Source organism: Micromonospora sp. WMMD882, from assembly GCF_027497255.1.
Taxonomy (GTDB): Bacteria; Actinomycetota; Actinomycetes; order Mycobacteriales; family Micromonosporaceae; genus Micromonospora.
This window is the reverse complement of sequence record NZ_CP114903.1, coordinates 1,439,629-1,459,894: the sequence shown is the minus strand read 5'-3', so window position 1 is coordinate 1,459,894 and position 20,266 is coordinate 1,439,629. Positions and strand designations below refer to the sequence as shown.

The window sequence follows — 20,266 nt, the reverse complement described above, 5'->3', positions numbered from 1 at the left end:
AGAAATTATTCTGCCGTAAGTTTTCCCGCGAAGCGAGTCTTGACCGGAGCTTCGCGCGGCCGGACAGGGAGGTGGGCGTGACGTCACCGGTAGGACTGCATCGCGTGGTGGACCCGGCGGGAGTGCTGCCGCAGGCGGCGTGGCGGCTGGACGCCGCCCGGGAGATCGGGCCGAACGAGGTGCGGATCCGGGTGGAGCGGCTGAACCTGGACGCGGCGAGCTTCCGGCAGTTGTCGGAGAAGCACGGCGGGGACGGCGAGCGGGTCCGCGCCGAGGTGCTGGAGATCATCACCAGCCGGGGGAAGATGCACAACCCGGTGACCGGCTCCGGTGGCATGCTGATCGGCACCGTCGAGGAGGCCGGCCGTCGCTCGCCGCTGGGTCTGCGCGCCGGTGACCGGGTGGCGACCCTGGTGTCGTTGACGTTGACCCCGCTCACGGTCACCGACGGGCTGGCCCGGTGGGACGGCCGGGGCGAGCAGGCGCCGTGCGACGGGTGGGCGATCCTGTTCGCCCGGTCGACCGCGGCGGTGCTGCCGGCCGACGAGGACCCGCAACTGTCCCTGGCGGTGCTGGACGTGTGCGGCGCGCCGGCGTTGACCGCGCGGGTGGTGTCCGGGTACGTGGCGCGGGAGTCCGGCGCCGGGCGCGGGGTGGGCGTGGCGGTGATCGGGGGCGCGGGCAAGAGCGGGTCGCTGTCGTTGGCGGCGGCGCGACGGGCGGGCGCGACCCGTACGGTCGGGGTGGTGCCGTCGGCGGCGGAGCGGGACGCGCTGACGGCGGCCGGGCTGGCCACGCAGGTGGCGGTGGCCGACGCCCGGGATCCGGTGGCGCTGTCGACGGCGGTGACGTCGGCGTTGGGGACGCCGGCGGACGTGACGGTGGTCTGTGTGGACGTGCCCGGCTGCGAGCACGGGGCGATCCTGGCCACGGCGGACGGCGGGACTGTGGTGTTCTTCTCGATGGCGACGAGTTTCGCGGCGGCGGCGTTGGGCGCGGAGGGCCTGGCGGCGGACGTGACGATGCTGGTGGGCAACGGGTACGTGCCGGGTCACGCGGATCTGGCGTTGGAGCTGGTGCGTTCGGAGCCCGGGGTACGGGGCTTGTTCGAGGCCCGGTTGGCGGCAGACTGATCGTCATGACGAACCCCTCGACGCTGTACCGCGGTGGAGTGTTGCACTGTCCGGCGGATCCGAGCGCGACGGCGCTGCTGGTGCGGGACGGCCGGATCGCCTGGTTGGGGGCGGACGCCGACGCGCCGGCCGCGGACCGGGTGGTGGACCTGGCGGGGGCGCTGGTGACGCCGGCGTTCGTGGACGCGCACGTGCACGTCACCGACACGGGTCTGGTGCTGTCGGGGCTGGACCTGTCCGCGGCGCGGTCGGCCGGTGCGCTGTTGGACGCGGTGGCCGGGTTCGCGGCGGGTCTGCCGGCGGACGCGGTGGTGCTGGGGCACGGGTGGGACGAGTCGACCTGGTCGGCGCGGGAGCTGCCGGACGCGGCGGCGCTGGACCGGGCGGCGGGTGGCCGTCGGGTGTACCTGTCGCAGGCGTCGATCCATTCGGCGTTGGTGTCGTCGGCGTTGCTGGCGGCGTGTCCGCAGGCGGCGCGGCAGCCGGGGTTCGACGGGTCGGGCTGGTTGCGGCGGGACGCGCACCATGTGGTGCGGGCGGCGGCGCGGGCGTCGGTGACCCGGGCGCAGCGGGTGGCGGCGCAGCGGGTGGCGTTGGCGCACGCGGCGTCGGCGGGGGTGGCGGCGGTGCACGAGTGCGGTGGGCCGGAGATCTCCGACGAGGAGGACTTCACCGGCCTGTTGGCGTTGTCGGGGGCGGGTGTGCCGGAGGTGTACGGGTACTGGGGTGAGTTGTCGGGGGCGGCGCGGGCGCGGGAGCTGGGCGCGGTGGGCGCCGGTGGGGATCTGTTCGCCGACGGGGCGTTGGGGTCGCGGACGGCGCACGTGTCGCAGCCGTACCGGGACGCCGAGGGGTGCGGGCACGGTTATCTGAGCGCCGAGCAGGTGCGTGACCATCTGTTGGACTGTGTGGCGCACGGGGTGCAGGGCGGGTTCCACGCGATCGGGGACGCGGCGATCTCGACGGTGCTGGAGGGGTTCGCGGGCGCGGCGGGTCGGGTCGGGGTGGACCGGTTGCGGGCGGGCCGGCACCGGGTGGAGCACGCGGAGATCATGACCCGGCGGTTGATCGCGGGGTTCGTGGAGTACGGGATCGTGGCGTCGGTGCAGCCGGCGTTCGACCGGTTGTGGGGTGGGGCGGGTCGGATGTACGAGTCGCGGCTGGGTCTTCAGCGGTCGTGGGAGTCGAATCCGATGGGGGCGATGCACTCGGTGGGGGTGGCGTTGGCGTTCGGGTCGGATTCGCCGGTGACGCCGGTGGATCCGTGGGGGGCGGTGCGGGCGGCGGCGGCGCACCACAATCCGGTGCAGCGGATGAGCGTGCCGGCGGCGTTCGCGGCGCACACCCGGGGCGGGTGGCGGGCGGTGCGCCGCGACGGCGAGGGGGTGTTGGCGTTGGGCGCGCCGGCGACGTTCGCGGTGTGGTCGACGCCGGCGGGCACGCGGCGGGGGTTGCCGGTGTTGCAGGCGGCGGATCCGGAGGCGCGGGGGGCGGCGGATCCGACGCCGTTGCCGGTGTGTCGGCGGACGGTGTCGCGTGGTGACGTGATCTTCGAGGAAGGGTCGTCGTGACAGGCAAACTTGACCTGGATCCGGTGCTGGTGGCGCGGGCGCGGGAGTTGGCGCGTCGGGCCGGGCAGCCGGTGGTGGAGTTGGCGCGCAGCCACACGACGGTGTCGGTGGAGCGGGCGGTGCTGCGGTTGGCCGGGGTGACGGGCGCGGACCCGGACGGGATTCCGTGGGTGAACCGGCTGGTGGACGCGGTGGTGGCGGACGTCGGCCTGGGGCACGGGGTGGCGGCGCCGGTGTTCGACGCGTTGGCCCGGGAGGAGATCGTCGACGTGACGTTGCTGGCGCAGAAGGCCGCCGCCGGGTCGGTGCGGTTCGTCGCGCCGTCGGGGCGGGCGGCCACGGCGGCGCGGCGGGCGGCGCGGCGGGCGGTGGGAGCGGGGATCCGGCGGGTGGACCGGCGGCGGGTCGAGCGGGAGCGGCTGGTGCGGCGGTACGGGGATCCGGCGCGGCGGCCGTGGGTGTACCTGATCGTGGCGACGGGGGACATCCACGAGGACATTCCGCAGGCGCAGGCGGCGGCGCGGGCGGGGGCGGACGTGATCGCGGTGATCCGGTCGACGGGGCAGTCGTTGCTGGACTACGTGCCGGAGGGCGCGACCCGGGAGGGTTTCGCCGGGACGTACGCGACGCAGGAGAACTTCCGGTTGATGCGGGCGGCGTTGGACGTCTCGTCGCGGGAGGTGGGCCGGTACGTGCGGTTGACGAACTACGCGTCGGGGTTGTGCATGCCGGAGATGGCGACGCTCGCGGGTCTGGAGCGGTTGGACATGATGCTCAACGACTCGATGTACGGGATCCTGTTCCGGGACATCAATCCGATCCGGACGTTCGTGGACCAGCGGTTCTCCCGGCAGGTGCACGCGCGGGCGGGGATCATCATCAACACCGGTGAGGACAACTACCTGACCACGGCGGACGCGGTGGACGAGGCGCACACGGTGACGGTGTCGCAGTTGTTGAACGAGTTCTTCGCGCACGAGGCGGGGCTGGCGGACTGGCAGTTGGGGTTGGGGCACGCGTTCGAGATCAACCCGGACGTGCCGGAGTCGTTCCGGCTGGAGTTGGCGCACGCGTTGTTGGCGCGGGAGTTGTTCCCGGACGCGCCGTTGAAGTGGATGCCGCCGACGAAGCACATGACCGGTGACGTGTTCCGGGGGAACCTGCTGGACGGGTTCTTCAACCTGGTGGGCGCGATGACGGGGCAGGGCATCCTGCTGGTGGGGATGATGACCGAGGCGGTGGTGACGCCGTGGTTGTCGGACCGGGACATCGCCCTGCAGAACGTGCGGTACGTGTTGGGCGCGGCCGGCGGGTTGCACGAGGATTTCGTGCCGGCGCCGGGCGGGTTCATCCAGCGGCGGGCGCACGAGGTGCTCGCCGAGGCGGTGCGGTTGTTGGAGCGGATCGGGGAGCGGTCGTTGTTGACGGCGATCGCCGAGGGCACGTTCGGGATCATGCGGCGGCCGGCGGACCGGGGGCGGGGCCTGGACGGGGTGGCGCGGCACGACGAGGACTACTTCAATCCGGCCACCGAGATCCTGGAGCGGCCGGCGCGGGCCGGCGCGGCGGTGTCGGCGTGAACGGCGGGCCGGTGGTGCGGCCGTACGGGGACACCACGGGTGACGGCATGGTGCAGGTGTCGTTCACGTTGCCGGTGCCGCACGACAAGCGGGCGGAGGGGGCGGCGTTGCAGCTCGCGGCGAAGATGGGCCTGGATCCGGCGATGCTGGTGCACGCGAAGCAGATGGGTGACGGGTTCACGTTCTTCGTGGTGTACGGGCGGGTGGCCCATCTGGTGGACCTGGCGGCGGTGCGGGTGGTGGAGCGGGACTTCCCCCTGTTGTCGGCGAAGGAGGTCAACACGGTGGTGAAGCGGCGGTTGCGGCGGAAGCTGTCGGTGGTGGGGGCGTGTATCGGCACGGACGCGCACACCGTGGGCATCGACGCGATCCTCAACGTGAAGGGCATCGCGGGGGAGAAGGGCCTGGAGTACTACCGGGAGTTGTCGGTGACGAATCTGGGCGCGCAGGTGGGGGTGCCGGAGCTGGTGGAGGCGGCGCGGCGGGAGCGGGCGGACGCGGTGCTGGTGTCGCAGGTGGTGACGCAGCGCGACGCGCATCTGCACAACACGCGGGAGATGTCGGCGGCGTTCCGGGAGGCGATGCCGGCGGGGCGGCGTCCGCTGCTGGTGGTCGGTGGCCCCCGGTTCGACGAGTCGATGGCCGTGGAGCTGGGCGTGGACCGGATCTTCGGTCGGGGCACCACGCCCGGTGAGGTGGCGTCGTATCTGGTGCACGCGTTGATCACGAGCAGGGGGGCGGGGGCATGACCGACGCGCGGGTGGGGTTGACGGTGACGCACCGGCGGTACGTGCCGTACGCGCACGCGCACTACGCGGGCAACCTCGTCGACGGGGCGTACGCGTTGGGTCTGTTCGGGGACGTGGCCACCGAGGTGTGCATCCGGACCGACGGTGACGAGGGTCTGTTCGCCGGGTACGCCGACGTGCGGTTCCGGGCGCCGGTGCGGGCCGGTGACGTGGTGGAGGTGACGGCGCGGGTGGTCCGGGTGGGTTCGCGTAGCCGGACGTTGGAGTTGGCGTGCGTGGTGGTGTGCCGGGGGCGCCCGGAGCGGGGCGCCTCGGCGGCGGAGGTGCTGGATCCACCGGTGGTGGCGGTGACCGCGACCGGCACGGTGGTCGTTCCGGCGTCGGCGTGAGCGTGGTGGTGTGCGCCGACGTCGGGTCGACCTGGACTAAGGCCGCGCTGGTGGACGTCGACGCGGGCGTGCTGGTGGGGTCGGCGTCGGCCCGTACGACGGTGGGCTCGGACGTGCTGCGTGGTCTGGACGCGGCGGTCGCGGCGGCGGCCGGGGGCCGGCGGGTCGACGGCGTGCCGTGGTACGTGTGCTCGTCGGCCGGTGGCGGGTTGCGGCTGGCGGTGGTGGGTTACGAGCCGTTGGTGACGGCGCAGGCGGGCCGGCGGGTGGGGTTGTCGGCGGGGGCGCACGTGGTGCACGTGGCCGCCGGCCGGTTGGGCGCGGCGGAGCTGGCCGCGTTACGGGCCGCCCGTCCGGACGTGGTGCTGCTGGTGGGGGGCACCGACGGTGGGGACGCCGACACGCTCGCCCACAACGCGTCCCGGTTGGCGCGGGCCCGCTGGCGGGTGCCGACGGTGCTGGCCGGCAACGTGGCCGTGCGTGACGAGCTGGCGGGGCTGCTGGCCGGGGCGGGGGTGCCGGTGACGGTGGCGGAGAACGTGCTGCCGCGGCTGGGGGTGCTGGCGGCGGCGTCGGCGCGGGCGGCGATCCGGGAGGTGTTCCTGCGGCACGTGATCGGCGGGAAGCGGCTGTCGCGGGGGCCGCGCTTCGGGCGGCTGGTGCGGGCGGCCACCCCCGACGCGGTGCTGACCGGGGTGGCGGTGCTCGCCGAGGCGCACGGTGGTGACCTGGCGGTGGTGGACGTGGGTGGGGCCACCACCGACGTGTATTCGGTGTTGACGCCGGACGAGCGGGCCGACGGCCCGGCCCGGGAGGTGACGGGGACGCTGTGGCGGGCCCGCACCGTGGAGGGTGATCTGGGGATGCGGTGGAGCGCGCCGGGGGTGGTGCGGGCCGCGGTGGCGGAGCGGCTGCTGGATCCGGTCGAGGCGGACGGGTTGGCGGTGGCGGCGCGGGCGCGGGCGGCGGATCCGGGGTTCGTGCCGGTGGGCCCGCTCGACGCGGCGGTGGACCGGCGGTTGGCGGGGCTGGCGGCGACGGTGGCGGTGCGTCGGCACGCCCGTGGGGCGGCCACCGGGGAGCGGGCGGGTCGGGATCTGCGGGACGTGCGGCTGCTGGTGGGTTCCGGCGGGGTGGTGCGGCACGCCGCGCCGGCCGACGCGGCGGCGGTGCTGGCGGCGGTGTTGTCGGATCATGCCGGCGGGTGGGCGGTGCCGCGGGCGGCACGGCCGGTGGTGGATTCGGCGTACGTGCTGGCCGCGGCGGGTCTGTTGGCGGCGGAGCATCCGGCGGCGGCGCGGGCGGTGCTGGCCCGGGTGGCGTGGCCGGACGGCCGGCCCTGACGGGTGTGGCGGGGACTCGCCGGGCGCGACACGCCCGACCGGCCTGGGACGGGTTGACAGTCCCCGGGGGGCAGCACGTACCGTCTTTGAGTCCTACCACGGGAAGCGGCTGTTGTTCGCTTCGTCCCTTCGTCCGCTGGCCGAGCGACCTTCACGGGTCGCGGGCGGCCAGGTCCAGCGGGCGGGGGTCGGCGGGGCGGCGCGGACCGGCCGCGGTTACCGGTGTCCGGGCAGGACGAGGCGCACGGCCAGTAGACAACGGCCCGGCGGGGGCAGCCAGCCCACCGCCAGGTCGGTCCGAAGGTCGACGTGTCTGGTTTCGGCCCCACCGGCCGGGAAGGGCCTGGGAGCATCGGGGCGCGGCGTCAGCCGCGCCCCGATTTTTCGTCTCCGGGTCGTTCCGCTGTTTCTCGGCGCGGGCCCGCACGCGCATCAGTTCGCCCTGCGCCCGGAACAGCGCGCTACCGGCCCGACCCGGTCTCGCCCGCTGCCGGTCGGCCGCGGGCGGGTAGCCTTCGCCCGGAACGACGGCGAAAGGTGAGGTGCCGGTGACGACGCTGGACGACACCCGGCCGGCGGCCACGCCGCCCGTGCCCGCCCCGGCCCGGCCGCTGCCGCTGGCGGTGGCCGGGCCGCTGGCGGTGGCGGCCGGGCTGGCGCTGCTGGCCGCCTTCCCCCCGTACGGGTGGTGGCCGCTCGCGCCGGTCGGGGTGGCCGCGTTGGCCGCCGCCGCGCACCGCCGCCGGGTCCGCGCCGGGGCGGGTCTGGGCTTCCTGACCGGTGTGGCGTTGTTCGCGCCGCTGCTGGCCTGGACGAACCTGCACACCGGGAACCTGCCGTGGCTGCTGCTGTCGGTGTCGCAGGCCGCCTACCTGGCGTTGCTGGGCGCGGCCACCGCCTGGGTGTCGCCGCTGGTCGACCGGCGCCGCGCCGCCTGGCCGGCGCTGACCGCGCTGCTGTGGGTCGGCCAGGAGGCGCTGCGCGACCGTACCCCGTTCGGGGGGTTCCCGTGGGGGCGGCTGGCGTTCAGTCAGGGCGACTCGCCGCTGCTGCGGCTCGCCGCGATCGGCGGCGCTCCCCTGGTGACCTGCGCCGTCGCCGTAGCCGGTGGTCTGCTGCTGACGCTGGCGTGGCAGCCGCGGCGCCCCCGCTGGCCGACCCTGGCGGCCCCGGCCGTCGGGCTGGCCGCGGTGTTCGTCGCCGGCCTGCTCTCCCCGGTCGGGCTGCGCGGCGGTGGTGAGCCGGTCACGGTGGCCATCGTGCAGGGCAACGTGCCCCGCCTCGGCCTGGACTTCAACGCCCAACGCCAGGCGGTGCTGAACAACCACGTCGAGGCGACCCTCGACCTGGCCCGGCGGGTCACCGCCGGGCAGGCCCGCCGCCCCGACCTGGTGGTGTGGCCGGAGAACTCCAGCGACATCGACCCGCTGCGGGACCCGTCCGCCGGGGCGCGGATCTCCCAGGCCGCCGACGCCGTGGACGCGCCCATCCTGGTCGGCGCGGTGCTGCGCGGCCCCGGCCCGGGGCAGGTGCGCAACGCGGGGCTGCTGTGGCGTCCCGGCAGCGGCCCCGACACCGACCAGCTCTACACCAAACGCCATCCGGTGCCGTTCGCCGAGTACGTGCCCCTGCGCGACGTCGCCCGCCTGGTCAGCAGTCAGGTCGACCGGATCCGGGCGGACTTCGTGCCCGGCACGGAACCGGGCGTGCTGCGCACCGGCGCCGCCGTCGTCGGTGACGTGATCTGCTTCGAGGTCGCCTACGACGGCGTGGTCCGCGACACCGTCACCGGCGGCGCGCAACTGCTGGTCGTGCAGACCAACAACGCCACCTTCGACGAGGCGGAGGCGTTGCAGCAGATGGCGATGGTCCGGTTGCGGGCCGTCGAGCACGGCCGCGACGCCCTGATGGCCTCCACGGTCGGAGTGTCCGGGTTCGTCGCCCCCGACGGGCGGGTAGACGCCTCCACCGGGTTCAACACCGCCGCGGTGGTGCTCCGGCAGATGCGACCGGCCGACGGCCGTACCCTGGCCACCCGGTTGGGGGCGTGGCCGGAGGGGCTGCTGGCAGCCGCCGCCGCGGGCGCGCTGGCCGCCGCGGCCGTGACCCGCCGCCGGCGGCGCGCGTCCGGACCCGGATAGGAGACGGCAGCCGGCCCGCGGGGCCGGCGGACGGGGGGAGGTCGGCACAGTGGGCGAGCGCACCGGCCGGCAGGCCGGGTCACCGCAGATGGGACGGGTGCTCGTGGTGGTGCCCACCTACAACGAGGCCGACAACCTCACCGGCATCGTGGACCGGGTACGCCGGTGCACGCCGACGGTGGACGTGCTGGTCGCCGACGACAACAGCCCCGACGGCACCGGCGCGCTGGCCGACGACCTGGCCCGCGCCGACGACCGGGTGCACGTGCTGCACCGGCAGGGCAAGGACGGTCTCGGCGCGGCCTACCTGGCCGGGTTCGCGTGGGCGCGGCGGCACGGCTACGACGCGGTCGTCGAGATGGACGCCGACGGCTCGCACGCCCCCGAGGACCTGCCGGCGCTGCTGGACGCCGCCCGCGACGCCGACGTGGTGATCGGCTCCCGCTGGCGGCACGGCGCGCGGGTGCTGAACTGGCCGTGGCGGCGGCTGCTGCTGTCCCGCGGCGGCAACCTGTACGCGCGGTGGGCGCTGCGGATGCCCGTCTCCGACGCCACCGGCGGCTACCGGGTGTACCGGCTACGCGCCCTCGACCGGGTCGACCTGGCGTCGGTGTCGTCACGCGGGTACGCGTTCCAGGTGGAGCTGTCCCGGCTGCTGCACCGGGCCGGGGCGCGGATGGTGGAGGTGCCCATCACGTTCGCCGAGCGGGAACGCGGCGCCAGCAAGATGAGCCCGTGGATCGTGTTGGAGGCGCTGTGGCGGATCACCGCGTGGGGGCTGCAGGACCGCCGGTGGACCCGCCGCCGGGCGGTGCCGGGCCGCTGGCCGTGACCGCCGACCGTGGCATGCTTGAGCAGGTCGGACGTCGTCGAGGGCCGGGATCGAGGGTGTGATGCGCCGCAGGTGGAGGTTCGTACCGCTGGGGCTGCTGGCCGCTCTGGTCGCCGAGCTGGCGGTGTTCGTGCTGGTCGGCCGGGCCATCGGGTTCGGGTGGGCGGTGCTGGTGGTGTTCGCCGCGTCCCTGACGGGTCTGCTGCTGCTGCGCCGGGAGGGCATGCGTGCCTGGCGGGGCTTCCGGGCCGGCGTGGAGTCGGGCCAGCCTCCGGGCCCGCGCCTCACCGACGGTCTGGTGGGGTTGCTCGGGGCGGTGCTGCTGGCCGCGCCGGGCCTGCTGTCCGGGTTGGTCGGGGTGCTGCTGCTGACGCCGCCGCTGCGGCGGCTGGCCGGCGGCGGGGTGCGTGCGGTCGCCGAGCGGCGCATGTCGTCGATGGCCGCCGGTGACCTGTTCGGTCCCCGCCGGGTGCGGGTGCGCCCCGGCGCGCCGCGACCGGCCGACCCGCCGCCGCCCCCGCCGGCGGCGGAGCCGGGCCCGGCCGCCGCCATCGAGGGCGAGATCGTCGAACCGGGCCGCTGACGTGCGCAAGCCCCCGGGGTGTCGCCACCCGGGGGCTTGCGCACGTCGGTGGATCAGGCGCGACCGCGGCGGGTGCGGACCTCCTGCAGCCGCTCGGCGAGGATGTCCTCCAGCTCGGCGACCGAGCGGCGCTCCAGCAGCATGTCCCAGTGCGTGCGCGGCGGCTTGGCCTTCTTCTGCTCGGGCTCGCTGCCGTCGACCAGGCGGGCGACGCTGCCGTCGAACTTGCACTCCCAGGTCGTCGGCACCTCGGCGTCGACCGCGAACGGCACCTCGAACTGGTGGCCCTTGGCGCACAGGTACTCGCGGGTCTGACGCGGCGCGAGCTCCGTGTTGCGGTCGGACTCGTAGCTGACCGCGCCCAGACGACTTCCGCGCAGCATGCGCTCGCCCATGTTCGGCTTCCCCTCGGTTGGTGATGCTGGTCTTCTCGGTGTAACGGCCCGCCGCGACGGGCGCATTCCCTGATCACGGGCGGTGACGCGGTGACGTCCGTCTGCTGCCGTCGCCTGGCCCCGGCCGGTCGCGCACGGCGGGAGCGTGTCGGCTGGCACCACGTATGGTACCCGCACCGGCCCACCGGCCCCCGGCGACGACCGCCCGCCGCCGGTCGGTCGCCTCACCGGGACGACGCGGCCGGGCCCTGCCCCGCGCCGAGCCGTACCAGCGCCGCCGCCAGGTCACTGACCTGGTCGGCGAGCTGCGCCGCCCGGGCCGTGGCCGCGTCCCGGTCGGTCTCGGCGGCCCGCAACCGGGCCGTCATCTCCGCCAGGCGCGCCTGCGTGACGGCCGCCGCCTGCCGGGCGGCGTCGATCTCGCCGGCGACCCGGTCCCGCTGCGCGGTGGCCGCGGCGACCTCCTCCCGGGCCCGCTGGGCTGTCGCGGCGATCTCCCCCTGCATCGCCTCGACGTCGGCGCGGGCCGCTTCCGCGGCCCGCGCCGCGTCGGCGGCCTCCCGTCGGGCCGCCTCCGCGTCGGCGCGGTGCGCCCGGGCCTGCGCCCGGGCCGTCTCGGCGGTGGCCCGCTGTGTGTCGGCGTCCCGTCGGGCCGCCTCCGCGTCGGCCCGGTGCCGGCTCTCCCGGGCGGCGGCGTCGGCCGCGTCGGCGTCCGCGCGCTGCGCCTGCGCCCGCGCGCTGTCGCGCTGGGTGGTCAGCTCCGCGACCAGTCGCCGTTCGGTGTCCCGTTCCGCGCGGACCGTCCGCAGGTCGTGCCGGGCGGCGTCACGGTCCCGTTCGGCCTGCGCGCGCAGCGCCTCGGCGGCGCTGGCGGCGTGCTGCGCGGCGTCGCGGGCCGCCTGCGCCGCCGAGGCCAGGTCGGCGGCCTGCGCGGCGGCCTCGGCGTGCCGGGCCGTCTCCGCGTGGGCGGTGTCGCGGGCCGCGACCGCTGCGCGGGTCTCCCGGCGGGCCGCCGCCGCGGCGGCCTCGGCGTCCTCGACCGCCCGCCGGGCCTCGTCGCGTTCGGCGTGGGCCGCCGCGACCTCCGCGGCGGTATCCGCGCGGACCTGCGCGAGCTGGCGCTGCACCCCGACCGGCGACAGCTCGGCGTGCAGCGCCTCGGTGAGCGTCGCCACGATCTGGTCGAGCCGGTCCACCGCTTCCCAGGTCCGTGCCACCTGCCCCGGCAGGCCGGGGGCGTTACGGTGCCGCATCCGGCTGTTTCGGGAGGCCCGCTGGCAGTCCCCGTCGTTGTCCCGGCAGTACCGGAAGGGCCGTCCCGCGCCGGCGCGTTGCGGCACGTCGCGTCCGCAGTGCGCGCAGGGCCGGGTCTCGACGGGGCTCGCCTGGTCGTCCATCGAGGGCGAAGTCTAGGCCACCGGTGGTGGAATGCCCGACCGGTCCGGCACGCTGTATCCGACGGGACGCCCGGGTGGCGACCCGACGGAAGCCACACGACGGGGGAGGCGCGGGTGCAGGCGTGGGAGGCGACGGTCGAGGCGCAGATCCGCGCCGCTGCGCAGCGCGGCGAGTTCGACAACCTGCCCGGCGCGGGCCGTCCGCTGCCCGGCCGGGACCAACCCTACGACGAACAGTGGTGGATCAAGAGCTTCCTGGAGCGGGAGTCGATCCCCTCCGACCTGTTCCTGCCCACCCCGCTGCTGCTGCGCAGACGCGTCGAGCAACTTTCCGCCGAGGTCCGTGACCTGCCCACCGAGACGGCCGTGCGGGCGTACGCGCAGGACCTGAACGCGCAGATCATGGCGTGGCTGCGTACCCCCACCGGCCCCCGGGTGGCGGTCCGCCCGGTCGACGTCGACGCGGTGACGCGGCGGTGGCGCGCCGACCGTGCGGCCGGTCCCGCCCCGACGCCGACCCGCGTCGCGCCTGCGCCCGACCGGTCGGGTCGGCGACGCCGCCGCTGGTGGCCGTGGCGCGACCGCAGCAGCTAGTCCCGGCGGGGGCATGTTCGTCTTCGCCGCCCTGGCCGAGCTCATCCGCACCATCATCGTCGCCAACACCGACGAGGGCCTCGCCGCCGCCCGCGGCCGACGCCTCGGCCGCCCACCCGCCATGACCCCGAAAAGGTCGCCTACACGCTCCAACCGCTCGCTGAACCCGACCGGTCCCTGACCTCCATCGCCACCCTCTACAAGGCCCTACCCGCACGCACACCACCCCGGCAGCTCGCGGCCACGGCCGCCACCGGCCAGCACGAGCAGCCGCCCACCGCCACACCCCCGCCTGTCGCGTAGCCGCGATCGCGCGGAAACGGCTGAGGGCCCCTTCCCGCTCGGGAAGGGGCCCTCAGCCTGTTCTGCGTGTCAGCTGTTCCAGTGCTCGGCGACCAGGTCGGCGGCCTGCTTCTCCCACTGCGCGTAGTGGTCGGGGTACGCCGACACCTGGACCTTCTGCGCGGCCTGGGTCAGCGGCATGTCCTTCCAGCCGTCGACCTGCTTGAGGCCCTTCAGGAAGGCGATCGTGGAGTACTCGGGGTCGGTGATCTGCTCGACCGTGCCCCAGCCGCTGGACGGGCGCTGCTGGAACAGGCCCTGCGAGTCGTGGTCGTTACGGTCACCCAGGTGACCCAGGTTCTCCAGCTTGGACTCCTGCAGGGCGGTGGCGATGGCGACCACGGCGGCCCGCTCGTCCATGCCGGCCTTCTTCGTGGCCTCGATGATGGCCTTGGCGTTCGCGGTCTGCTCGCCGTTCAGCGGCGCCGTCGACTGCCCGGCCGGCACACCGTTGGGCAGCAGCTTGTCGACCGACACCTGCTGGGTCGCCGCCGCCGGCTTACCCGCCATCGCGGGGGTCGTGTTTTGCGACAGACCCGGGCCAGCGACCATTCCGGCCGCGGCGGTCAGACCGGCGATGGACAGCACACCACGCTGAATAAGCTTGTTCATGATCAAAGCTCCATTCGGGGGTTGACGCACGCGCCCGGACACACCACCCACACGGGCAGGCACGGGCGTTTGTGCGCAAGCACCTCGCGTACGGGCGCTCTGAGAAAGATCCAGGGGGAATGTCACCGCGCCGGAGGAGGGGACCGGGGGATCTACCAGGCCCGCACGGCGGGCTGCTCCAACGGCGTGGACATGGTGTAACGACCGACGGGCCGGCCCCATTCCCCGAGGCCACCCCGACCACCCGCCCGCTCGAAGAGGGCTACGGCCGTACCGGGGATACAACCGACCCACCCCACCGGCCATTCCCCGCCAGCCGACCCCGGCCACCACCCCACGGCGGGCCCCGGCGGTCGACCTGGGCGACACCAACGACAGGGCTGCGCGGGCTGGACCGCAGCCAGCGCAAACGCCGCAACCCAGCAATCTGATAATGATGTCGCCGGATTCCGGCATTCCGAGCACCGGGCAAAGTTGGTTCGGGCCGGGTAGACGGTCCGCTGGGCAGCGAGACGCTGGGACGCGACACCCTGTCCCGGCCCAGCGAGACGCTGGGACGCGACACCCTGTCCCGGCCCAGCGGACCGCCGGTTGGCCGTCGGTTCCCTACAGGGCGAAGATGACGGCGGCGGCGAGGGCCATCAGCACCGCCAGCCTCACCAGGACCTTGTAGGCGTCAGCGCGCTTCTTCTCGCTGCGGGACGCCACGGCGAAAGCCACGGCGAAGACGAATGACGCTCCCACGGCCACCGTGTAGGCCGCTGCGATCCATCCCTGCATGTGTGCTCCTCCCTCATCAGACGACGTCGTCTGAACGGGAGTGCAAACGTCATCACGGGTTGTCCCCGTCGAACATGTTGTGCGACCTCTGCGACTTGCCGGCGCGTCGACTTGGTGCTCGTCGACGGGCGCGGCCTGCTGATGTGGCGAGGTGGCCGAGTCACCCTCGCCCTGGTGGCGGTGCGAGCAGGTGGCGGGTTGATCATCGGCTGTGTGACAGAGAACGCGGACTGGTCAACCCTGACGATCGTCGGGGGCGCGCGGTTGCCGTTCGGCCCGGGTTTCCGGCTGCTTTCGTTTCTACGGTGTCGACCCCCATGAAACGAGAATCACGAGCTACCAGCGGGGCTGGGCGGCTGTTGGCTGCGGTCGGCGTCTTGGCAGCGGTCGCCTGGGTCTCCCCGGGCGGGTTGGGCCGGGCTGGGGCCGTGCAGGTCACCGACGGGGTTTCGGTGTCCGGATACCGGGCGGTCATCGGGGCGACGGCGGACGCACCGTCGTTGATGACCGCTGCTGTCCGGCGCGGTGACGCCGGTCAGCCCAGGGCCGCCCGCCACGACCAGGCGGCGCGGCGGGGCCGGTCGCCCAGCGGGGCGCGGCCGGTCAGCCACAGCAGCACCGGGACTGGCGGCCCGGCGGGAGCGTCGGGGAACAACCGGTTCACCACGGCGGCGCTGGCGTCGGCCGGCGGTTGCCACGGCACGCCGAGGCCGGCGGTGATGTCGAACGTGTGCAGCAGCACCTCGGCGACCCCCATGGCGGCGAAGCCTTCCGGGTCGCACGACCCCCAGTGCCAGGCGCGGACGTCCGGTCCGGCGGCGTCGACGGCGGTGGCCAGCAGCGCGCCGCAGGCGGTGACGACCCGCAGCACGTCGGCCGGGCCGGCCGACCCGGGGACGGTCAGGTCCAACGGCAGGTATCCGTCGGCGGGTCGGCCGGCGACCTGCCCGGCGTAGGCGAGCAGGTCGTGGGCGACGTGTACGGCGGTGTCCCGGCAACTCCACCGCACGCTGCCCGCCGGGACGCTCCAGTCGGCGGACGTGTGGGGCTCCAGCGCCCGCAGCATCTCGGCCGTCGCGCGCCGTACCGCCTGACCCCCCACGGTTTCCTGGCTCATCGGTCCACACTCGCCTTCGCCCTGTCGGCTGTCCACCCTGTTTCTCTCCCCGCTGACCCGGGGCCCGGTGGCGAGCGCCACCGGCCTCCCTTTCAGCAATTATCGGATTACCGGAAATGACAATCCGATAATTCGCGTGGACAAAACGGGCATAGAGGTAGTGCATCATAATGACAGTTAAGGTGCGTAAAGAACTACGCTGGTGTAATGCGGTCGCCCGACCGGTCGATCAGCGCTGCCGGCGAGCGACGTTCACCCGCGCCCGTCCGGGCGCGCCGGCGGCACGCCGACCCCGTACGCCTGCCGGGCCCGGGCCACCTCGGCGGCCTGCCGTTGCCGCCACCGGCGTTGGGCGTCGCGGTTGCAGGCGCGGCAGGTCCGACGGTAGGCGCCGGTGGCGGGGTCGACCTCCCGGTCGTGGCCGTTGCGGCAGCGCGGCGCGCGCTCCCGGGCGCGGCAGTTCTCCGCGTGCGTCACCTGCCGCAGATGGGTGGGCTCGATGCAGTCGGGGACGCCGCAGACATGGTCGACCTCCAGCCGGGGGTCGTAGTCGCCGACGAAGACGGCGTAGGCGGCGATGTGCGCCCAGGCGCGTCCGGCGACCTTCTGGTGCACGCCGCGTCGGGCGCCGTAGCCGGTGACGATCAGGCAGCCGGTCCCGGCCCGTACGGCGCGGGCGAGCAGGTGCGCGCGCAGGCTGTCGGGAGTGAAGTGCCGGGACAGCCCGGTGACGCCGGAGAGCATGCGCGGCAGCGTACGAGCCGGGTGTGACGCTGCGGCGCGCAGGACCCGCCCGGCGTCGACTTGACGACCTGACGCGGACGCGGTATCAAAGAAGCGAGTTGAGTCACCTGGACTCAACCTGATCCTTCGGTACCAGGAGAGCCGAGGAGGCACACCATGCTGATGCGCACCGACCCGTTCCGGGACATCGACCGCCTCGCCGACCAGGTCTTCGGCGCCGCCGCCCGGCCGACCGTGATGCACCTGGACGCCTACCGCGACGGCGACCACTTCTACGCCGTGCTCGACCTGCCCGGCGTGCGCCCCGACAGCATCGACTGCACCGTGGAGCGCAACGTGCTCACCGTCCGGGCCGAGCGTCACCGACCCACCGGCGACCACGTCGAGCTGGTTGCCGCCGAACGACCGATGGGCGTCTTCACCCGCCGGCTGTTCCTCGGCGACACCCTCGACACCGACCGCCTCGAAGCCGGCTACGACAACGGGGTGCTCACCCTGCGCATCCCGGTCGCCGAGCGCGCCAAGCCACGCCGGGTCGCCGTGACGGCCGCCCGCGACGGCCACGGCCGCAAGGAGATCGACGGCTGACCCCCGGGGGTGGGGCGTGCCCCCGCCGACACGCCCCACCCGCATGGTCGCCGTCACCGCCGGAACCTGAGAACCTCTAGCCATGCCCCCACCCGACGTGCCGGTGCTGCCCCGTCCCACGGCCACGCCGGCGCTGCCCGCCGCGCCGGTCGACGTCACCGAGGCGTGGCTGGCCAACCGTCGGCTGTCCGCGCACACCCGCGACGCCTACCGGCGGGACGTCACCGCCTGGCTGACCTGGTGCGCGCACACCGACCTGGACCCGCTGCGCGCCACGTTCCTGCACGTCAACGCGTATGCCCGCGCGCTGGAGGGCAGCGTCGGCGCGCGTACCGGCCGGCCCCTGACCCCGGCCACCGTCGCCCGCCGCCTGTCGGCGGTGTCCAGCTGGTACGACTTCCTGGTGAAGCTGCGCGCGGTCGACGCCAACCCGGTCGCCGGCGCCGACCGGCCCCGCGTCGACCGGGACCACTCGGCCACCGTCGGGCTCAGCCCGCAGGAGGTGGACGCGCTGCTGGCCGCCGCGCACGCCGACACCGGCCCGACCGCCGCCCGCAACCGCGCCGTGGTGGCGCTGCTGGCCGACCTGGGTCTGCGGGTGGGGGAGCTGGTCAGCCTGGACCTGACCGACCTGGGGGTGGAGCGCGGACACCGCAGCGTCCGCTTCGTCGGCAAGGGCGGCCGGCCCCGGCGGCGGGCGTTGACGCCACCCACCGCGTACGCGGTGGACGCCTACCTGGCCGAGCGGGCCGCCGCCCAGGGCCTGCCGCCGGCCGAGCTGACCGGGCCGCTGCTGGTCACCGCCACCGGCGGTCGACTGGACCGGCATTCGGTGTTCCGGCTGGTCCGCCGGTTGGCCCGCGACGCCGGCATCGCCTCCTGGGCGCGGCTGTCCCCGCACTCGCTGCGGCACGCGTTCGCCACCACCGCCCGCGCCGAGGGCGTACCCCTCGAAGACGTGCAGGACGCCATGGGCCACGCCGACCCGCGCACCACCCGCCGCTACGACCGGGACCGGCACAACCTGGACCGCGACCCGGCGTACGTGATCTGGGCCGCCCGGTCCCGCCGGACGCCCGGCTGACCCGCCGGCCCGGTCAGCACAGCGCCTCCAGGTGCTGGTGGGCGTCCACGGCGATGTCCTCGTGCCGCAGCCAGCGCCGCGCCCACAGCCGGGCGGCCACCTCGGCCGGCTCGTCGCCCCACGCGGCGTGCTCGACCAGCAGCGCCGCCGCCAACGCGTGCCCGGCCCGCGCCGCCACCGCCCGGGCCCCGGCGACCGTCTCCACCCCGTCCGGGTCCGCGGCGACCGCCGTGAACGCGTCCCGTAGCTGCTCGGTGCTCTCGGTGAGGGTACGGGCCAGCGCGGGGGACAGGCCCCGGGCGGTGTGCGCGGCGGCGGCGAGGCGACGCAGCAGCGGCCGGGCGGCGTCCTCCCGGGCCACCGCCCGCAGCACGTCCAGGGCCAGCACGTTGGTGGTGCCCTCCCAGATCGGCAGGACCTGCGCGTCCCGCAGCAACCTCGGCACGCCGGTGTCCTCGACGTAGCCGGCCCCACCGAACGCCTCCACGTACTCGCTGGCGCAGGCAACCGCGAGCCGACCGGTGACCAGCTTCGCCAGCGGCGCGATGATCCGCAGCTCGGCGGCGGCGTCCGGGTCGGCGCCCACCTCCACCCGGCCCAGCAGCGCGAACGCGTGCCCGGCCAACGCGAACGCCCCGGCGGTGTCCACGGCCGCCGTGCCCAGCGTGGCCCGGTGCAGCGGCGAGTCGACCAGCCGGCCCCCGGCGACCTGCCGCGACTGCGCCCAGGCCCGCGCGTACGCCAGGCCCCGCCGCATCCCCGACGCCGCCGCGGCGGCGTTGTGCAGCCGGGTCACCACCACCAGCGTCATCGCCCGCGCCAGACCCGGTTGCGTCGGGTCACCCAGCGGCCACGCGTACGCGTCGGTCAGCCCCACCTCGGCGGTCGGCAACGCCCGGGTGCCGAGCTTGTCCTTGAGCCGGCGCACCCGCACCCCCGGGGCGGGCGCGCCCGGATCCCCGCCGTCGTCGGCCAACGGCGAGTCCACCGCGTAGCGGGGCACCAGGAACGGCGCGAGGACCCGGCTGCCCCGGCCGGCGCCCTCCGGGCGGGCCAACGCCACCGCCACCGCCGAGTCCACCGCCGAGCAGAACCACTTCTCCCCGGTCAGCCGCCACGACCCGTCCCGGGCGGGCCGGGCCACCGTGCCCGAACGCGCCAGGTCGGAGCCGCCCTGCGACTCGGTCATCCACTGCCCGCTGGTGACCGCCACCCGCGGGTCGGTGGCGACCAGCCTCGGCAGCCACGCCGCCCGCACCCGCGGGTCGACCTCGGGACGCGACAGCAGCGCGGCGGCCCCGTCGGCCATCGCCACCGGGCAGGAGAACGTCGCCGACTCCGCCCCGTACAGGTGCAGCAGGGCGTGCTGCACGACCCGGGCCGCCGCGCCCCACGTGCCGCGGGCCTCCGGCAGGTAGGGCAGGGCGACCAGGGCGTGCCGGGCGGCGGCGGCCCGCAGCGTCTGCCAGCCGGCGCTGGTGTCGACCCGGTCGATGCGCCCGCCCCACGCGTCGTAGCGGGTCAGCGTCGGCGGGCGCGCCTCGGCGTCGGCGTGCGCGGCGCGCAGCGGCCCGACCACGTCGGCGGCCAGGTCGACCAGCCGCTGCCGCGCCGCGTCGTGTCCGGCCGCGCCGAGCTGCCGGTCCAGCCACGACCGCAGCAGCGGATCACCGGTGTACGGGTCGCCGGGGACCGGCGCCGGTTGCACGAAACGGGCCATGCGGCACTCCTGCCGGGACGACGACGGGGACGCGTCGACCGTAGACGATGCCTGCCGGCGCCGTCAGCGGCGAGCGCCTGCGCGGCAGGTGTCGGATTCTCTACCGTGGGTCATCATGTCCTCGGCGCAGTGGTCCCGACCGCACCGGCCACGCCGCCCGGCGCGGGTCGGCGCGGCCGTCGCCGCGGCCACGGCCGGGGTGTGCTGCGTCGGGGTGGCCGGGCTCGGCGTGTGGAACGTGCAGACGGTCCGGCAGGCCGACGGGCCGGTACGCGACGCCGCCGAGACGTTCCTCACCGACCTGACCGCCGGCGACGCCGAGGCCGCCTACCGGCGGTTGTGCGCGTCGGCGCGCAGCCGGTGGAGCCCGATCGGGTTCGCCGCGTGGACCCGCACCCCGCCGGTGGTGACCGGCCACCAGGTGACCGACGTGTCGGTGAGCACCCGCGGCGGCCGACCCACCGGCACGGTCGCGGTGCGGTTGACCCGCGACGGCGGCGGCAGCGAACACCGTGACCTCACCGTGGTGCGGGAGGACGACGGGTGGCGGATCTGCGGCGACCCGTACTGAC

21 protein-coding genes are annotated in these 20,266 nt (G+C 75.2%); 14 read left to right on the top strand and 7 right to left on the bottom strand.

The genetic code is table 11. The features are described 5' to 3' along the window. Positions 1 to 77 precede the first annotated feature (77 nt). The 9 genes from O7606_RS05490 to O7606_RS05450 all read left to right on the top strand — a co-directional run bounded on the left by O7606_RS05490 (position 78) and on the right by O7606_RS05450 (position 10,321). On the top strand, positions 78 to 1,133 hold the full coding sequence (locus O7606_RS05490) for a zinc-binding alcohol dehydrogenase (protein WP_281597956.1): 1,056 nt from the start codon (positions 78 to 80) through the stop codon (positions 1,131 to 1,133). A 5-nt stretch (positions 1,134 to 1,138) separates the two neighbouring features. After that, positions 1,139 to 2,704: an amidohydrolase family protein gene (locus O7606_RS05485; RefSeq protein ID WP_281597955.1), complete on the top strand. Its 1,566-nt coding sequence runs from the start codon at positions 1,139 to 1,141 to the stop codon at positions 2,702 to 2,704. Continuing rightward, positions 2,701 to 4,284: a lysine 5,6-aminomutase subunit alpha gene (locus O7606_RS05480; protein ID WP_281597954.1), complete on the top strand. Its 1,584-nt coding sequence runs from the start codon at positions 2,701 to 2,703 to the stop codon at positions 4,282 to 4,284. The genes O7606_RS05485 and O7606_RS05480 overlap by 4 nt, the downstream gene beginning before the upstream one ends. Then, entirely contained in the window at positions 4,281 to 5,033 is a 753-nt protein-coding gene (locus O7606_RS05475) for an OAM dimerization domain-containing protein (RefSeq protein ID WP_281597953.1), read from the top strand. The genes O7606_RS05480 and O7606_RS05475 overlap by 4 nt, the downstream gene beginning before the upstream one ends. Further along, complete coding sequence (locus O7606_RS05470; RefSeq protein ID WP_281597952.1) at positions 5,030 to 5,422, top strand: hotdog domain-containing protein; 393 nt, start codon at positions 5,030 to 5,032, stop codon at positions 5,420 to 5,422. The genes O7606_RS05475 and O7606_RS05470 overlap by 4 nt, the downstream gene beginning before the upstream one ends. Continuing rightward, the gene (locus O7606_RS05465) at positions 5,419 to 6,765 is read left to right on the top strand and encodes a glutamate mutase L (RefSeq protein ID WP_281597951.1); all 1,347 of its coding nucleotides are present in this window, start codon (positions 5,419 to 5,421) and stop codon (positions 6,763 to 6,765) included. The genes O7606_RS05470 and O7606_RS05465 overlap by 4 nt, the downstream gene beginning before the upstream one ends. A 548-nt stretch (positions 6,766 to 7,313) precedes the next feature. Then, positions 7,314 to 8,906 (top strand): apolipoprotein N-acyltransferase, encoded by a 1,593-nt coding sequence (lnt, locus tag O7606_RS05460; RefSeq protein WP_281597950.1) that lies wholly within the window; start codon positions 7,314 to 7,316, stop codon positions 8,904 to 8,906. Between the two features lie 88 nt (positions 8,907 to 8,994). Further along, positions 8,995 to 9,738 carry a polyprenol monophosphomannose synthase gene (locus O7606_RS05455; RefSeq protein ID WP_281599501.1) on the top strand — a complete coding sequence of 248 codons (744 nt, stop codon included), beginning with the start codon at positions 8,995 to 8,997 and terminating at the stop codon, positions 9,736 to 9,738. A 61-nt stretch (positions 9,739 to 9,799) separates the two neighbouring features. Continuing rightward, entirely contained in the window at positions 9,800 to 10,321 is a 522-nt protein-coding gene (locus tag O7606_RS05450) for an FxsA family protein (RefSeq protein ID WP_281597949.1), read from the top strand. 53 nt (positions 10,322 to 10,374) lie between these two features. On the opposite strand, the gene O7606_RS05445 is transcribed toward O7606_RS05450, so the two are convergent. After that, positions 10,375 to 10,716, bottom strand: coding sequence for an RNA polymerase-binding protein RbpA (locus O7606_RS05445; protein ID WP_281597948.1), 342 nt, complete (start codon positions 10,714 to 10,716; stop codon positions 10,375 to 10,377). Positions 10,717 to 10,940: 224 nt separating this feature from the next. Continuing rightward, a complete protein-coding gene (locus O7606_RS05440; protein ID WP_281597947.1) occupies positions 10,941 to 12,113 on the bottom strand; it encodes a hypothetical protein in 1,173 nt (390 codons plus the stop codon). 114 nt (positions 12,114 to 12,227) lie between these two features. Between O7606_RS05440 and O7606_RS05435 the strand changes: the two genes are divergently transcribed. Both O7606_RS05435 and O7606_RS05430 read left to right on the top strand, forming a co-directional pair. Next, complete coding sequence (locus O7606_RS05435; RefSeq protein WP_281597946.1) at positions 12,228 to 12,707, top strand: DUF1992 domain-containing protein; 480 nt, start codon at positions 12,228 to 12,230, stop codon at positions 12,705 to 12,707. A gap of 13 nt (positions 12,708 to 12,720) precedes the next feature. Further along, positions 12,721 to 12,888: a hypothetical protein gene (locus tag O7606_RS05430; RefSeq protein WP_281597945.1), complete on the top strand. Its 168-nt coding sequence runs from the start codon at positions 12,721 to 12,723 to the stop codon at positions 12,886 to 12,888. Positions 12,889 to 13,079: 191 nt separating this feature from the next. Here the strand turns inward: O7606_RS05430 and O7606_RS05425 are convergent, their stop codons facing one another. The 4 genes from O7606_RS05425 to O7606_RS05410 all read right to left on the bottom strand — a co-directional run bounded on the left by O7606_RS05425 (position 13,080) and on the right by O7606_RS05410 (position 16,302). After that, positions 13,080 to 13,661: a hypothetical protein gene (locus tag O7606_RS05425; protein ID WP_281597944.1), complete on the bottom strand. Its 582-nt coding sequence runs from the start codon at positions 13,659 to 13,661 to the stop codon at positions 13,080 to 13,082. A gap of 606 nt (positions 13,662 to 14,267) precedes the next feature. Then, a complete protein-coding gene (locus O7606_RS05420) occupies positions 14,268 to 14,441 on the bottom strand; it encodes a hypothetical protein (protein ID WP_281597943.1) in 174 nt (57 codons plus the stop codon). 535 nt (positions 14,442 to 14,976) lie between these two features. Further along, entirely contained in the window at positions 14,977 to 15,558 is a 582-nt protein-coding gene (locus O7606_RS05415; protein WP_281597941.1) for a maleylpyruvate isomerase N-terminal domain-containing protein, read from the bottom strand. 252 nt (positions 15,559 to 15,810) lie between these two features. Beyond that, entirely contained in the window at positions 15,811 to 16,302 is a 492-nt protein-coding gene (locus O7606_RS05410) for an HNH endonuclease (protein WP_281597939.1), read from the bottom strand. A 156-nt stretch (positions 16,303 to 16,458) separates the two neighbouring features. Here O7606_RS05410 and O7606_RS05405 point away from each other — a divergent pair, with 156 nt between their 5' ends. Next, complete coding sequence (locus tag O7606_RS05405; RefSeq protein WP_281597938.1) at positions 16,459 to 16,890, top strand: Hsp20/alpha crystallin family protein; 432 nt, start codon at positions 16,459 to 16,461, stop codon at positions 16,888 to 16,890. Between the two features lie 82 nt (positions 16,891 to 16,972). Continuing rightward, positions 16,973 to 17,974 carry a tyrosine-type recombinase/integrase gene (locus tag O7606_RS05400; protein ID WP_281597937.1) on the top strand — a complete coding sequence of 334 codons (1,002 nt, stop codon included), beginning with the start codon at positions 16,973 to 16,975 and terminating at the stop codon, positions 17,972 to 17,974. A 13-nt stretch (positions 17,975 to 17,987) separates the two neighbouring features. Here the strand turns inward: O7606_RS05400 and O7606_RS05395 are convergent, their stop codons facing one another. After that, positions 17,988 to 19,694: an acyl-CoA dehydrogenase family protein gene (locus tag O7606_RS05395; protein ID WP_281597936.1), complete on the bottom strand. Its 1,707-nt coding sequence runs from the start codon at positions 19,692 to 19,694 to the stop codon at positions 17,988 to 17,990. A 115-nt stretch (positions 19,695 to 19,809) separates the two neighbouring features. Between O7606_RS05395 and O7606_RS05390 the strand changes: the two genes are divergently transcribed. Then, positions 19,810 to 20,265: a hypothetical protein gene (locus O7606_RS05390; RefSeq protein ID WP_281597935.1), complete on the top strand. Its 456-nt coding sequence runs from the start codon at positions 19,810 to 19,812 to the stop codon at positions 20,263 to 20,265. Position 20,266: the final 1 nt, after the last annotated feature.

Coding starts and splice junctions, on each gene's coding strand:
- O7606_RS05390 (WP_281597935.1), top strand. CDS start 19,810: ATGTCCTCGGCGCAGTGGTCCCGACCGCACCGGCCACGCCGCCCGGCG.
- O7606_RS05395 (WP_281597936.1), bottom strand. CDS start 19,694: ATGGCCCGTTTCGTGCAACCGGCGCCGGTCCCCGGCGACCCGTACACC.
- O7606_RS05470 (WP_281597952.1), top strand. CDS start 5,030: ATGACCGACGCGCGGGTGGGGTTGACGGTGACGCACCGGCGGTACGTG.
- O7606_RS05420 (WP_281597943.1), bottom strand. CDS start 14,441: ATGCAGGGATGGATCGCAGCGGCCTACACGGTGGCCGTGGGAGCGTCA.
- O7606_RS05400 (WP_281597937.1), top strand. CDS start 16,973: ATGCCCCCACCCGACGTGCCGGTGCTGCCCCGTCCCACGGCCACGCCG.
- O7606_RS05405 (WP_281597938.1), top strand. CDS start 16,459: ATGCTGATGCGCACCGACCCGTTCCGGGACATCGACCGCCTCGCCGAC.
- O7606_RS05410 (WP_281597939.1), bottom strand. CDS start 16,302: ATGCTCTCCGGCGTCACCGGGCTGTCCCGGCACTTCACTCCCGACAGC.
- O7606_RS05425 (WP_281597944.1), bottom strand. CDS start 13,661: ATGAACAAGCTTATTCAGCGTGGTGTGCTGTCCATCGCCGGTCTGACC.
- O7606_RS05445 (WP_281597948.1), bottom strand. CDS start 10,716: ATGGGCGAGCGCATGCTGCGCGGAAGTCGTCTGGGCGCGGTCAGCTAC.
- O7606_RS05485 (WP_281597955.1), top strand. CDS start 1,139: ATGACGAACCCCTCGACGCTGTACCGCGGTGGAGTGTTGCACTGTCCG.
- O7606_RS05440 (WP_281597947.1), bottom strand. CDS start 12,113: ATGGACGACCAGGCGAGCCCCGTCGAGACCCGGCCCTGCGCGCACTGC.
- O7606_RS05430 (WP_281597945.1), top strand. CDS start 12,721: ATGTTCGTCTTCGCCGCCCTGGCCGAGCTCATCCGCACCATCATCGTC.
- O7606_RS05450 (WP_281597949.1), top strand. CDS start 9,800: ATGCGCCGCAGGTGGAGGTTCGTACCGCTGGGGCTGCTGGCCGCTCTG.
- O7606_RS05455 (WP_281599501.1), top strand. CDS start 8,995: ATGGGACGGGTGCTCGTGGTGGTGCCCACCTACAACGAGGCCGACAAC.
- O7606_RS05415 (WP_281597941.1), bottom strand. CDS start 15,558: ATGAGCCAGGAAACCGTGGGGGGTCAGGCGGTACGGCGCGCGACGGCC.